Genomic DNA, 14,067 nt, shown 5'->3' with positions numbered 1-14,067 from the left:
GACACTGGCGAGTGCCGTTAAAGGCCGACCGCCAACGGCGTATATCTGTCAGCCGAAGATTTGTTAAGACTCCTGGCATTGTAATCGCTTTCTGAAAATAGTCAATTCGGTAGAGGGATGACCTGTATGTTGCCAAGGTGTCAGGAGGCTGTCTTTTTATAAAACGTTCATTAATCGGATGATGTTCAATGAAAAAGAGAAGAAAGCCGTAACTGGAAAAATGAATGTCCGTAAGTCACTGCCATTTCAGCCGCATCCATGGTAACCGCTTGTGGTGGAGGGAGAGACAATAGCGGGACAGCGTCTGAAAGCGAGGCACCGTCTTCACAACCCACCCAGATAAGTGATAGCACCGTTTTTTCCGCACAACCGCCGACTAAGGACGACTCTAATGCTGCGTTCAAGGCGCTGCAAGACCAATAGGGCATCAAAGATGGGAAAGTGACACCCGATTTCATGACCCCGGAGTACATGCAAACGATCAAGCTGTTGAAGAAGATGTACGACGAAAGCTGCTCAACCAGGACTTCGGTGCGATCAAAGGCAACAAGCTGAAAGACAACATCAACCAAGGCAAGGCTGGCAGCACCTTTACGAGCATTTAAATCTTTAAGCGACAGGAGCCTGAACAAGATGACGTTGAAGACATCGATCGGTCACTGTAGCGTCTCGTCCTGGGATCTATCAAGCCGCGATCGAAGTCAGTATGTCGTAACCATGTGATTCGAAAAACAATACCGAGGGAGTGCAGCCCGAGCAGGGTGTTCCACAGTATTATCCTGACGCTCTCGAGCAACATCTGCTCGGCGCGCTCAAACTGGCGGACCGGGAACAGGCCGAACGGCTACTGCCTCAATTGATTGCTGCCATCGCCGCCGACGAGCGGACGCACGAGGCTTATTTTATGTCCTTCGTTCGACTTCTGCTGCAAATGCTGCAAGCCGTCAAAGATGCGGGAGTTAATCCAAACCAATTGTACGCCGCGGAGCAAGAGTTGTACATTCAGCTGTTCCGCTTGAAAACAGCAAAGCAAGTAGAGATGTGGCTTCAGAATGCTGTCATGTCGCCTCTATTGCAGCTTTTGGAGCAGCGGCGGGATGAGCAATATCAGAGTATTTCCAGCGAAATTATCCGCCAGATCGAAACCAGTTTCGATACCGACCTGACACTGGAGGTTTGTGCCCGCCGCATGAACTACAGTCCCACTACTTGACGAAAGTATTTCGCAAGGAGACAGGAGTCGATTTCAGCGATTACTTGTCTGAATACCGTATGAAAATGGACAAGAAATGGCTGGAATGAAAATATCGGAGATCGCGGAGAAGTTGAAGTACAATACGCCGGCGAACTTTATCAGGTATTTCCGTAAACTGGAAGGATGTACCCCAGGCCAGTATTATTTAAACAGGTGACATATTATGCGAGATACGATGGGCACTTAATTGTAAGTAACGGAAAATAGAAAAGCCCCAGATCTGATTTATTAATCGGTCCGGGCTTTTCGCGATTTCAATCATGTTTTGCTTCTCCATTGACCAGGAGTGAGTCCAGTTTTCTTTTTAAATGCTTTGGAAAAATGATGCATATCGGCAAAGCCGCAATAGGATGCAATCTGCTCTAGAGTCAATTGAGATTGAGATAGCAATTCTTTGGCATGACCGATTCTCATAACGAGAAGGTACTGATGAGGCGACATCCCAAATTGCTGCTTAAACATGCTGCTAAATCGAGAAATTGATAGATTTGCTCGACGTGCCATATCTTCTACACGTATTGGTTCATTCAAGTGATGGGAAAGGTAGGAGGTGATCCAATCAAAACTATATGCATGAGGTTTAGAGTTTCTCCCATAGGTATCGAGAATACTGATAATAATCTCAGTGATCAAATGTTGTGCACGTAGCTGGTCCAGCGGGTGACGTCGGTGACTTAACTCAACAGCCTGTATAAAAAACGAACGGGAACTTTCTAATTTATACGGCTGGACTCGAACGGGGATATCAATTCCATAGACTTGATTTATTCGAGGTTGAATGAGTTCAGCATATGCACTTAAATCTACCTGACCCGGCTTTGTTGGGAAACTTTTTGATCGTTTTGGATTAAAGAAGAGGTCGAAGTGAATGAAAGGTACAATCGTATCGGTAATCCCCTCAAGGGCAACTAAACTCCCGGGTTGTACGAGACCAAACTCTCCAGGTTGGAGTAAATAATTCTGTTCATCTACATTTAAGTTAAAAATCCCCTCTTGGATATACACAAGTAAATAATCCAAGAGCCGTCGCTCTGGATATGTCCATGGCTTGTTCCTATTAATACCTCCCTCTCTTACATAGGGTGCAAGTTGGGGAATGTCATCCCATTGGATAAGCATGCATTCATGCCTCCCTTTCCGGTTAAATCATACTTATCATAGCACAAACAATTTGGAGATTAATCGTTTTTGACAATATTAAAGCGGGTTCTGACAAAGACAATGCCCAGTTAAGTAGATAAAATTATGATATAAAATGACAAAGGAGAGAAGAAGACAATGATTTCACCAGTGGAAAGCACGTATAGTTTGAGTAGACATCAGATCGAAGACTATCAACAAAAAGGACATATCATTCTACGGGATGTGGCAAATTCAGAATTGATCTCACAATTTGAACCAATAATCAGTGATTGCGTCCGGGAGTTAAATCGGCAGAATAAACCGTTAGAGGAGAGAGATACCTACGGCAAAGCATTCATTCAAATAACCAATTTGTGGAAACGAAATGAAGCGGTTCGTGCGTTTGTACTGGCCAAACGTTTTGCCAGAATTGCAGCTGAACTGATGGGAGTACCGTCGGTTCGCATTTATCATGACCAAGCCTTGTTTAAAGAACCGGAAGGGGGTCATACACCTTGGCATCAGGATCAGATTTATTGGCCGCTAGATACCGATAAAACCATAACAATGTGGATGCCTCTGGTACCTATTTCGGAGGAAGTAGGGTCCATGACTTTTGCTTCGGAGTCTCATAAGCTGGGTTATATTAATAAGCTTGTCATTTCGGATGAATCCCATCGGACATTAGCTGAATTCATTGACAGCAAAGGATTGAAGACGAAATCGTACGGTGGTATGAATGCAGGCGACGCTACTTTCCATGCAGGATGGACATTGCACAGTGCACCCGGTAATCCAACAGACCATATGCGTAAAGTAATGACCATCATCTATTATGCGGATGGCACACGAGTAGCCGAACCAGACAGCTATGCACGTAAGACTGATCTTAGAAATTGGTTACCGGGTGTACAACCGGGCGAGTTGGCAGCAAGTCCGCTGAACCCAATTGTTTATAGTACAAACGGGTGACTTTGCTTGAATGCCTCTACTTCATAATTCATGAAGGGAGGCTTTTTAACCCCATTAATTCAGCCATTGGCCCACGTATTCATTTTGACAATAATTGAATCAGTTTTTAAAAAGACATGTGAGGGATGAATTCCATGAGTAGCAAGCTATTGGCTAAAGTCAGTAGTGATGAAGTACCAAGATTGGAAGTACAACAAGCTATGTTGTCCATGAAATATTGGAACAATAATAAAGAATGGACATTGGAGGAAAAGTTTGACCATATAGCAGAGGCTGGCTTTACGGGGATCTTTGGGGCACTGCCTGAGAGTGGTGAGCAGAAATTGTGGAGAAATCTATTGGAAAGGAGCAGCTTCACCTCTGGTTTGGAGTCTTTTCCTGTCTCGGGCGAGCAACTTACCAGTCTTCTGGAACAATCCAGCGATTATCCTGCACTCTATATAAATGCCCAAGTACCGGATGTATTTTGTGTTGGTGACAATATCACGTTTAGATGATTTATAGAGAGCAGCGGGAAGATACTATCTTCCCTTGTTTATCTAGACTCACCAGGAACGAGTTACTCAAGATTTGCTTCGAACTGTTCAATACGTTGAAGCTTTGCCGAATCTTAGACTTACAATCGATTTCTCTCATTACGTGTTGGGTAGAGAAATGAATAATTTCCTTCATGCTGAGCCCTATTTCGATAAACTACTCCAATGAACTTCTTCGATTAATGGAAGAATATCAAAAGCACAGCAGATTCAAGAGGCCGATTATCCCATGGTAAAACACTATGCACGATAGTGGGAGCTGGGGATGGCATACTGGTTAGATCAAGCAACTCCCGTGGATGTTTTTCCGTTTGTGCGCGAAATAGAACATCACATTATATGGTTACGAACATATACGGTCATATTCATGGATGGAGCATTTCGACTGATGGGAACAATCGTTGATTATGAAACGAATTTTCGAAAAAGCTGATACTGGAAGTTAGGATGGCACTGGAAGCCATCGATGAGGGCGATACAAATCATGGCTATGGAGCTCAGAGAAGCTGCCACATAGCACTGCATTGGATTACGCCAGATACTGTTGAAGTTACTATAGTATAAGCTTTTCCGGTCAGATAATCCGTGACAGCTTTTTTGTGTAACTTACATCAACTGGAGCTCCTTGCGTAATATAGCGATAAGCTTCTCGGCAGCCGAGCTGAAGGTCGTTCCGTCCTGCTTACGCAGCATCCCGGTAACGAGTCCCGAGTCAAGATCCTGTATGTTTTTCAGTACCGTGCCTTCAGGGCTGGGGCTCGCGGTTATAACGGGAACAACGGCGATACCGAAATTCGCCTGCACGTAATATTTTAAAGCTGCCATATTTCCGATCTCCATTCCGGTATACGGGCTGCCGCCTTTTTCGAGAAGCGAGGTCTCCAGCTTTTTACGGTACGGGCAGACGGAGGTCGTAATCAATATATTTTCGTTTTGCAGGTCCCTTAATAAAACCGTATCCTTGGATGCAAGAGCATGCGAATCAGGAACGAGCAGAGCCAATCTTTCATTAAACAGCGGTTCGAACGTATGCCCGAGTCCGGTCTCCGGAGTCGAGCATATGGCCAAATCAATGAGCCCTTCGTTCAGCATTTGCGTCAAGATCATCGTATTGCCGATTTGGATGGACACCTGAACTTTCGGATACTGCTGCAGAAAAGGGGCCAAAATTTGCGGTAGCCGATAGCTGGCCGTAGGCTCCATAACACCCAACCTCACACTTCCCGCCTCTCCCTGAATGAGCTCCGTCATCGTCGAGTGAAGGTAGTCGTAATCCTTGAGCAGAATATCGGCATTTTGGTGAAACAACCGGCCGGCCTCCGTCAGCTTCAGTTTCTTTCCCCGTTCCAGCAGCTTTACCCCTAAATCGCCTTCCAGCTTCTGTATATGCATAGTGACGGTAGACTGTCCGTACTGAAGCTCCTCCGCAGCCCGTTGAAAGCTGCCCAGCCTAATAATGGTCTGAAATGTTTTGATCGTACGAATATCCATGACGGATGCCCTCCTCACAGATTCATTAAAAGTGAATCGTTAGTTTCGATATTTCCATTGTACAACGCCGGAAATTTTAGCTATATATAATAATAACATGAAAGCATATTATTCCAACCAGCAAACTAGGTATAATTCCAGCATAAAGGATTGCGATAGCAAGTACAATTCAAAAAATGTGAATTCATTCTTCAGTTATTTGCATTTTACAAAAACAAGGGGGTAAGCTATGATTTTCATATAACACAGTAATTACATCGGAATAGTTAAAAATAATGGAGGAGGCGTCGACTATGTCGAATCAGAAGAGGCTGAAGCTTGGAGCGATGATTCATGGAGTAGGTGGAGGCTGGGAGGACTGGAGGCATCCGGAAGCAATAACCGATGCCAGCGTCAATTTCGATTTTTATAAAAGAGAGGCGCAATCGGCGGAAGCCGGAAAATTCGATTTTGCTTTTATTGCCGACAGCGTACATATTACCGAAAATTCAAGTCCGCATTATGTGAACCGTTTCGAACCGCTCACCATTTTATCCGCACTTGCGGCCGTCACCTCCCGCATCGGTCTTGTAGGGACGCTGACCGTAAGCTACAGCGAACCGTTCACCGTTGCACGGCAGTTTGCCTCTCTAGACCATATTAGCCGTGGCAGGGCAGGCTGGAATATCGTGACTTCATGGTTGTCCGGGAGTGCCAATAACTACAGCAAGGCGGAGCATCCTTCACATGATAAGCGGTACCGGATTGCGCAAGAGCATGTCGACGTAGTAAGAGGCTTGTGGGATTCCTGGGAGGACGATGCGTTTGTTCGCGACAAACCATCGGGGGTATTTTTCGATCCAAGCAAGCTCCACACGTTGAATCATAAGGGAGAGTTTTTCTCGGTGCAGGGCCCTCTCAATATAGCCCGGTCGAAGCAAGGGCAACCGGTACTGTTTCAGGCGGGAACCTCCGAGGACGGGCGGAATTTTGCGGCAAGAAATGCCGATGCGATCTTCGTCGGCCACGAATCGATAGAAGAAGCTCGCAGCTACTATCAGGACTTAAAGCGAAGGGCTGCTGCCTTCGGCCGGCCGGCGGACCAGATTTCGATACTGCCCGGCATCCGGCCGATCATTGGGCTAACGGAGGAAGAAGCGGAACGCAAATACCGGGAAGTTGCCAATCTGGTCTCGATCGAAAAAGCGTTAATTGCATTAGGCCGTCCGTTCAATGACTTTAATTTCAGCACCTACCCGCTGGATGAACCGTTTCCTGATCTGGGAGACCTCGGTGCCAATAGCCAACAAGGCTCATCGGAAAAAATCAAACGGTTGGCAAAAGAGCAAAACTTGACGCTAAGAGAAGTTGCGCTGCGTTTTGCCACGCCGAAAAGCCATTTTGTAGGAACACCGACCCAAGTAGCGGATACGATTCAGCAGTGGTTCGAGCAAGGAGCTGCTGACGGATTTATTATCGGAGTGGGGATTCCGAACGGCTTGCAGGATTTCGTCGAGCTGGTTGTTCCGATCTTACAGGCGAGGGGCCTCTTCCGAGAGGACTATGAGCATGATACGCTGCGTGGACATCTGGGCCTGGAGTTCCCGGTCAATCGATATACGAAGAAAAAAGTGGTTCAAGGTTAGCAACTAACGTCGCAATGACTACGGACAGATGGAGATGGACAATGAAAAAAACTTGGTTTCAATCGGCTGGCGTGCTCTTATCGATCATGCTATTTGCAGCAGGTTGCGGGGATGGCAGCGGAAGCAATACCAACGCCGCCGTTAATTCAGGAGCTCAGGATGCAGGTCCTGCCACACCCGGCGGAGAGCTGATCTTTGCCTTAGGCGGCGTCGTCGTGGACGATAATCTGGATGCGCACAAAGCAGGCAATGCGCAGAACGGTCGAGTGATGCGCTCCTTGTACGACAGCCTGGTCGTCGAACTGCCGGATCACAGCATAAAACCGTGGCTTGCAACGTCTTGGGAAATTTCCGAGGACAAGAGAAGCTATACGTTCCATTTGCGCAAGGACGTGAAGTTTCACGACGGAACCCCGTTCAATGCGGAAGCGGTGAAATTTAATTTTGACCGGATTAAGGATCCCGCGACAAAAGCATCAAGCTCTCTGAATGAAATCGGAAGCTACGTATCTACGGATGTCTTGGATGAGTTTACGGCCAAAATCAATTTCAAGGAGCCGTTCGCTCCGTTCCTAAGCAATGCCGCAAAGGTGGATCTAGGCTTCGTATCTCCGGCCGCCGTGAAGAAATATGGCGATAAATATCCCCAGAATCCTGTAGGTACGGGACCCTTTAAGCTATCCAAGCTGGTTGCGGGGACCGAGGTGCAGTTCGAGAAAAATCCCGACTACCAATGGGCTCCTCCGACAGCCAAGCATCAAGGGCCTGCCTATCTGGATAAGCTGACGGTGAAATACGTGCCGGAGGAAGCGACTAGGGTAAGCGTGCTGCAAGGAAAGCAGGTGCATGTGGCAGATATTATTCCACCGCAAAACCTGGTGGCGCTTAAAGCGGACAATCAATTCCGCATTCAAGAAACGGAGCTGCTGCAGGTTAACTTCTCGATGTATTTGAATCCGCAGAAGGAGCCTTGGAACGATTTGAAGGTCCGTGAAGCGGTCCGTTCCGCCATGAATCTGGACTCCGCCGTAAAAACGATCTACCTGGGAACCTCGAAGCAAGCGTGGTCGCCGTTATCTCCGTCCATGTTCGGTTATACTCCTACAGTAGAAAATACGTGGAAAGCCGATGCGAAAAAAGCGAACGATTCGCTGGATGAGCTGGGATGGGTGAAAGGCACGGATGGAATCCGGGTCAAAGACGGCAAGAAGCTGACGATCGAATTCATCGACACTCAAGGCAATCGCGAGAAACGGTTGGACTTGATGGCGGTACTGCAGCAGCAGCTGAAGCAGGCGGGAATCGAGCTGAAGGTAGTCTCTTTGCCGGCAGGAACTTACTCGGAACGCCGTACGAAGGGCGATTATGATCTTGTGGCGGCAAGCCAGTTTTCCGGAGATCCCGACGTGCTGCGCCAGCTGTTTTCAACCAAAGGTCCTTCCAAGACGAACAATTTAGCCCGTGCGAACAGTCCGGAGCTGGATCAATGGCTGGAAGAGGGATATTTGGAAAACGATACTGCTAAAAGGAAAGAAATATATAAAAAAGTACAGGAGTATATCATCAAAAACGTCTACTCTATCCCGACTTACGTGTTCCAGTATTCGGTAGCATCCGTTAAAGTGGTGAACGGTATCACCTTCGATTACCCTGCTTGGCCGGTATTCTATGATGCTTGGATTAAAAAATAAAGCAAGGAGAGGCTCAGTATGGGGAAGTACATCATAAACAGGCTGATCGTTTCCATCCCGGTTATAATCGGATCGCTGACTCTTGTTTTCTTGATCATCCATTGGCTACCCGGAGATCCGGCTCATATGATTGCAGGAGATGATGCGGCACCGGAGCGGGTAGATTACCTGAGAGAACAGTTCGGCTTGAACCAGCCTTTATGGCAGCAGTATGGAACCTACCTCTGGAACAGCATCCGGGGAGATTTTGGACATTCTTTTGCCAACAGTCAGCCTGTGATGGACCGCTTGATTGCGCAGCTGCCTGCAACGTTGTCGCTCGCCGCCGTCAGCACGCTGTTCGCGGTAGTCATCGGAATTACATTAGGTATATTGTCGGCCGTCTATCAAAACCGGGTACTGGATTACGTGGTTCGCATCATCAGCCTGCTCGGTGTATCGATGCCAAAGTTTTGGCTCGGCATTTTGCTGATCCTCGTGTTCGCCGTCAAATTCCAGCTCCTCCCGGCCATAGGAAACGGCAGCTTCAAGCAGTTGATCCTGCCGTCATTCGCCTTAGGCGTGACTGGAGCCGGAATGCTGACGCGAATGGTGCGCAATAGCGTTCTGGAAGTCGTAAACGAGCAATTCGTGACCACTTTGAGAGCCAAGGGGTTAACGGAGCGCGTCGTCTTGTATCAGCATGTTCTTCGCAATGCGCTGCTGCCTGCCATATCCGTACTCGGCGTGCTTGTCGGCGATATGCTGGCGGGAGCCGTCGTTACCGAAACGGTTTTTTCCAGACAGGGCTTAGGGAAGCTCGTCGTAGACGCGATTAACCAGAAGGATATTCCCGTTATTCAAGCCGCTATTTTGATCACGGGCTTGTTTACGATAGCGGTCAATTTGTTGGTCGATATTTCATATTCCTATGTGGATCCTCGCGTCCGCAAAGCCAGATAATCTATCAGCCAAGGAAGGAGGAGAAGCCATGCAGGTGAACCCGGTATCTGCAGATTTATCATCGGAAGCCATTGTTCCGGAGGAGCGGGTAACGTCTTACAAGAAGCGAGTACCTTTCAGAACGTTTTCTATTTCAAAGCTGTTAGTGATATGCTCCTTTGTCATACTGGCCTTTTTAGTCCTGTCCGCCATTGTCCCTCAGTGGATTGCTCCTTATTCTCCAACGGACATGAATACGGATAAGCTGCTTCAACCGCCAAGCATCTCCCATTGGTTAGGTACCGATCAATTCGGCAGAGACGTATGGTCATTGATTATTTTCGGAAGCAGGCAGTCCCTGCTGATGGGTATCGTATCGGTTGTCATTGGAGGCGTAATCGGTACGCTTATCGGATTAATTGCAGGGTATTGGGGCGGAATCATCGATTCCGTGTTCATGAGATTTAACGATATTTTAATGACGATTCCGGGAATTTTACTCGCCATCGCCATTTCGGTAGCTCTCGGGCCTAGCTTCTTCAACGTGATTTTGGCTATCAGCGTAGCAACCATTCCGGGAAAGGCCAGAGTAATCCGTAGTACGGTCATCTCCATACGCAGCCGGCCTTTTATTGACGCCGCCCGTGCGGTAGGCACTTCGCATTTGGAAATTATGGTCCGGCACATCTTGCCGAACTGCTTGTCGCCGCTGCTTGTTATGATGACGATAGGCGTAGGGAGCTCTATCCTTGTAGGCACAGGGCTCAGCTTTCTAGGTCTCGGCGTTATACAAGAAATCCCGGATTGGGGTTACCTGCTGTCGCAAGGGCGCAGCTATTTGACGGTCGCATGGTGGGTCGCCACGTTCCCGGGCTTGGCCATTACGCTTCTTGTTGTTGTAGTCAACCTGCTGGGCGATGAAATCCGCGATTGGATGGATCCTAAAAAGAACAGAGCTTAAGAGCTGTCAGGAGGCGACATCATGAAGCCATTGCTCGACATACAGAAGCTATCGGTTGATTTCCAAACGCCCGATGGCTCCTTAAATGCCGTGAATGAAGTATGCATAACGATAGACAGTGGTGAGATCGTATGTCTTGTTGGCGAATCAGGAAGCGGCAAGACGATCACTTCGCTCTCGATTATGCGCTTGATCGATTACGATAACGGCCGGGTTACGAAAGGTGATATTTTGCTGGACGGGCAAAGCCTTGTCGGATTATCGCAAAAAGAAATTAGCGAGCTGAGAGGCAAAAAGATCGCCATGATCTTTCAAGAGCCGATGTCGGCGTTGGATCCCGTATTTTCCATCGGTTACCAAATTACAGAGGTCATCCTACGGCATGAACGGCTTTCGAAAGCCCAGGCTTGGGAGAAGGCGGTATCCTTGCTGCGGCGGGTAGGAATTCCGGAACCAGAAATCCGCATGAAGCAGTACCCGTACGAGCTATCCGGCGGTATGCGCCAGAGAGCGATGATCGCCATGGCCCTTGCCTGCGGTCCGGAGCTGCTTATTGCAGATGAACCGACAACCGCTCTGGATGTAACGATTCAGGCTCAGATTCTAAACTTGCTGCAAGAATTGAAGAATGAATTTAACATGTCGATTCTGCTTATTACTCACGATTTGGGCATTGCAGCCGAAATGGCGGATCGGGTCGTCGTCATGTATGCAGGGAAAGTAGTCGAACAGGCAACCGTGCATCAACTGTTCGAGCAGCCCTCCCATCCGTATACACAAGGCTTGCTCCAATCAATTATAACGATGGATACGGTCAGGGGGAGCAGGTTGTATACGATTCGCGGTTCGATACCTTCCCTGACTGCGCTGCCCGCCGGCTGCCGTTTCCATCCGCGCTGCCCTTACGCAACCGACCGCTGCTTGGCGGAGGAGCCTCCGCTGCTCCAAGTGAACGGCCGCGAGGTCGCTTGCTGGCATGCGGAGCGGCTGGATAACCTGGCCGCAGAGGTGTATTGGGGCGAGCCGGAGAAGAACGTTCCACTGGCTGAACGGGATACATCTGGCCCGGACGGGCAGGAGAAGCTTCATGGCGGAAACGAAACTTTACCACTGCTTGAAATCAAGCGGTTGAAAAAGTATTTCCCAATCCGCGATGGCTTGTTTCAGCGGACGCAGCGGCACATCCGAGCCGTCGACGACGTTTCGTTCCATATTAATAAAGGCGAGACATTCGGGCTGGTAGGCGAATCCGGATGCGGTAAATCAACGCTCGGACGTGTGCTGCTTCAGCTTGAAAAGGCAACGGAGGGCAGCGTGCGGTTCGAGGGCAAAGATTTGCTTCAGGGGGAAGCGGGAACGTGGAAGGAAACACGTCGGGATATGCAGGTGGTCTTCCAAGATCCATACGGTTCCGTAAATCACCGGTGGAAGGTCGGAGACATCATCGGGGAACCGTTTTGGGTGCATGAATCCTTAAGAGGTACGATAAAGAGGGAGAAGGTCGAATCTATTATGCAGTTGGTCGGCTTAAATCCTTCCTGGTACGACCGATATCCGCATGAATTTTCCGGAGGGCAGAGACAGCGAATCGGGATTGCCCGCGCCATCGCGCTGAATCCCAAGTTTATATTGGCGGATGAAGCGGTATCGGCATTGGATGTATCGGTTCAATCCCAGGTCATCAATTTAATGCAGGATCTGCAGCAGCAATTGCAATTGACGTACTTGTTCATAGCGCATGGACTCAACGTCGTAAGGCATATTTCCGATCGCATCGGCGTCATGTATCTCGGCAAGCTGGTGGAGATAGCGCCTACGGATTCATTATTTCAACATCCAGCTCACCACTATACAAAAGCGTTGTTATCGGCAATTCCGATAGCCAATCCGAACCGTAAGCGCACTTACTTGCCGATTGAAGGGGAAATGCCTTCCCCGGCCAAGCCGCCGTCTGGCTGCCGGTTTCATACCCGTTGCCCTGCGGCGACGGCGCGTTGCAAAGAAAGAGAACCGGAGCTGCAAGCCGTAGGATCGGGACACTGGGCGGCATGCCATTATCCGGCGTAATAAAATGGAGCACTAACTATAAAAATCAGAAAGAAATGGAGATTATTGCATGAGTTCAACGATGCATTTGGGGCTGTTCGTTGCAGCCAATGGACATCACGCAGGCGGATGGCGTCATCCCTATGCGGACATCAAGAACCCGATGGATTTCGGGCTTTTTAAAGAAATCGCGCAAAAGGCGGAGCGGGCCAAATTGGATATGCTCTTTATAGCGGATAAGCTCGCCATCGACGACAATTACGGCGGCAGCTTCGATATGACGGTCACGCACCGCCCTTCCCTGTCGGCAGAGCCGATGACGCTGATCTCGGCATTAAGCGCAGCAACCGAGCGGATCGGCCTTGCGGCAACGGCTTCGACCACCTATCATGAGCCGTTTCACATAGCCCGAATGTTCGCTACGATGGATCATTTGAGCAAGGGGCGGGTCGCCTGGAATGCGGTGACCTCGACCAGCGACGCAGAGGCCAGGAACTTCGGGAAGCCGCAGCATCTTGATCATTCGACCCGATACGAGAGGGCGGAGGATTTTATCCAGGTGGTCAAGTCTCTCTGGGACAGCTGGGAGGAAGATGCGCTTTTGCTGGATAAGGAGCGCGGCGTTTTCGCGGATAAATATAAAGTTCACTACATCCATCACGAGAGCCCATGGTTCAATGTTCGCGGGCCGTTGAATGTAAACCGGTCACCCCAGGGGCATCCCGTGCTAATTCAAGCGGGATCGTCGGGGACTTTCAGGGAATTGGCCGCACGTTATGCGGAATTGATTTTTACCGCTCAGCCCAACAAAGAATCTGCGCAAAATTTCTATGCCGATTTCAAATCTCGTGTAGAAGCGCATGGGCGATCCCGTGACGATGTGAAAATTTTGCCTGGAACCATGCTTATCGTCGGAGATACGGAACAGGAAGCGCGGGAGAAGGAGCGATATTTGGAGTCGCTGATTCATACGAATACCGGTCTCGCCTTTATGTCGGGTAGCATGAATTACGACTTATCCAAACATCCGCTGGACGGTCCGTTCCCGGATATCGAACAGGAAATCAGAGGCAGTCGTGGACGATTCCAATTCGTATTCCGCAAGGCGAAGGAAGAAGGATTGACACTCGCGGAGGTAGCCCGCTGGTATATTACCAGCCGATCCCACCATGTCGTCACCGGAACGCCGCAATCCATTGCGGACCGATTGGAGGAATGGTTCAAGGAAGGCGCATGCGACGGTTTTAACCTGATGGCTCCCTATATGCCGGAAGGGCTGGACGATATTTTGGAGCGGGTTGTCCCTGAGCTGCAGAACCGGGGACTGTTCCGATCCGACTATTCAGGTACGACGCTTCGGGACCATTTCGGGCTTAAGCAGCCCGGGAACAAATATTCTGAAGCGGCTACACAGCGTATATAAGCATTCCACAATTTAATCATAGGA

13 protein-coding genes are annotated in these 14,067 nt (G+C 48.9%); 10 read left to right on the top strand and 3 right to left on the bottom strand.

Annotated elements, in window-relative coordinates; genetic code table 11:
- Positions 1-185: 185 nt before the first annotated feature.
- Positions 186-572, bottom strand: a complete 387-nt coding sequence (locus tag ACFQ88_RS24190; protein ID WP_379457614.1) for a hypothetical protein — start codon at positions 570-572, stop codon at positions 186-188.
- Positions 573-745: 173 nt separating this feature from the next.
- Here ACFQ88_RS24190 and ACFQ88_RS24185 point away from each other — a divergent pair, with 173 nt between their 5' ends.
- Both ACFQ88_RS24185 and ACFQ88_RS24180 read left to right on the top strand, forming a co-directional pair.
- On the top strand, positions 746-1,213 hold the full coding sequence (locus ACFQ88_RS24185; protein WP_379457567.1) for a hypothetical protein: 468 nt from the start codon (positions 746-748) through the stop codon (positions 1,211-1,213).
- Between the two features lie 76 nt (positions 1,214-1,289).
- Positions 1,290-1,412, top strand: a complete 123-nt coding sequence (locus ACFQ88_RS24180; RefSeq protein WP_379457565.1) for a helix-turn-helix domain-containing protein — start codon at positions 1,290-1,292, stop codon at positions 1,410-1,412.
- Between the two features lie 101 nt (positions 1,413-1,513).
- Here the strand turns inward: ACFQ88_RS24180 and ACFQ88_RS24175 are convergent, their stop codons facing one another.
- Complete coding sequence (locus tag ACFQ88_RS24175; protein ID WP_379457563.1) at positions 1,514-2,374, bottom strand: AraC family transcriptional regulator; 861 nt, start codon at positions 2,372-2,374, stop codon at positions 1,514-1,516.
- 159 nt (positions 2,375-2,533) lie between these two features.
- On the opposite strand from ACFQ88_RS24175, the gene ACFQ88_RS24170 reads away from it, so the two are divergent.
- Entirely contained in the window at positions 2,534-3,349 is an 816-nt protein-coding gene (locus tag ACFQ88_RS24170) for a phytanoyl-CoA dioxygenase family protein (RefSeq protein ID WP_379457561.1), read from the top strand.
- A gap of 134 nt (positions 3,350-3,483) precedes the next feature.
- Positions 3,484-3,846 (top strand): hypothetical protein, encoded by a 363-nt coding sequence (locus tag ACFQ88_RS24165; RefSeq protein ID WP_379457559.1) that lies wholly within the window; start codon positions 3,484-3,486, stop codon positions 3,844-3,846.
- Positions 3,847-4,491: 645 nt separating this feature from the next.
- Here the strand turns inward: ACFQ88_RS24165 and ACFQ88_RS24160 are convergent.
- Positions 4,492-5,376, bottom strand: coding sequence for a LysR family transcriptional regulator (locus ACFQ88_RS24160; protein ID WP_379457557.1), 885 nt, complete (start codon positions 5,374-5,376; stop codon positions 4,492-4,494).
- Positions 5,377-5,669: 293 nt separating this feature from the next.
- Between ACFQ88_RS24160 and ACFQ88_RS24155 the strand changes: the two genes are divergently transcribed.
- Genes ACFQ88_RS24155 through ACFQ88_RS24130 form a run of 6 tightly spaced genes read left to right on the top strand, consistent with a single transcriptional unit; the run spans position 5,670 to position 14,043 of the window.
- The gene (locus ACFQ88_RS24155) at positions 5,670-7,001 is read left to right on the top strand and encodes an LLM class flavin-dependent oxidoreductase (RefSeq protein WP_379457554.1); all 1,332 of its coding nucleotides are present in this window, start codon (positions 5,670-5,672) and stop codon (positions 6,999-7,001) included.
- Between the two features lie 41 nt (positions 7,002-7,042).
- Positions 7,043-8,692, top strand: coding sequence for an ABC transporter substrate-binding protein (locus ACFQ88_RS24150; protein WP_379457552.1), 1,650 nt, complete (start codon positions 7,043-7,045; stop codon positions 8,690-8,692).
- An 18-nt stretch (positions 8,693-8,710) separates the two neighbouring features.
- Positions 8,711-9,634, top strand: a complete 924-nt coding sequence (locus ACFQ88_RS24145) for an ABC transporter permease (RefSeq protein ID WP_379457550.1) — start codon at positions 8,711-8,713, stop codon at positions 9,632-9,634.
- Between the two features lie 28 nt (positions 9,635-9,662).
- A complete protein-coding gene (locus ACFQ88_RS24140; protein ID WP_379457548.1) occupies positions 9,663-10,574 on the top strand; it encodes an ABC transporter permease in 912 nt (303 codons plus the stop codon).
- 21 nt (positions 10,575-10,595) lie between these two features.
- The gene (locus ACFQ88_RS24135) at positions 10,596-12,641 is read left to right on the top strand and encodes an ABC transporter ATP-binding protein (RefSeq protein WP_379457546.1); all 2,046 of its coding nucleotides are present in this window, start codon (positions 10,596-10,598) and stop codon (positions 12,639-12,641) included.
- 49 nt (positions 12,642-12,690) lie between these two features.
- Positions 12,691-14,043, top strand: a complete 1,353-nt coding sequence (locus ACFQ88_RS24130; RefSeq protein WP_379457544.1) for an LLM class flavin-dependent oxidoreductase — start codon at positions 12,691-12,693, stop codon at positions 14,041-14,043.
- Positions 14,044-14,067: the final 24 nt, after the last annotated feature.

It is taken from the genome of Paenibacillus sp. NPDC056579, from assembly GCF_042793215.1.
GTDB lineage: Bacteria > Bacillota > Bacilli > Paenibacillales > NBRC-103111 > Paenibacillus_S.
This window is presented reverse-complemented; position numbering and strand designations above follow the sequence as displayed.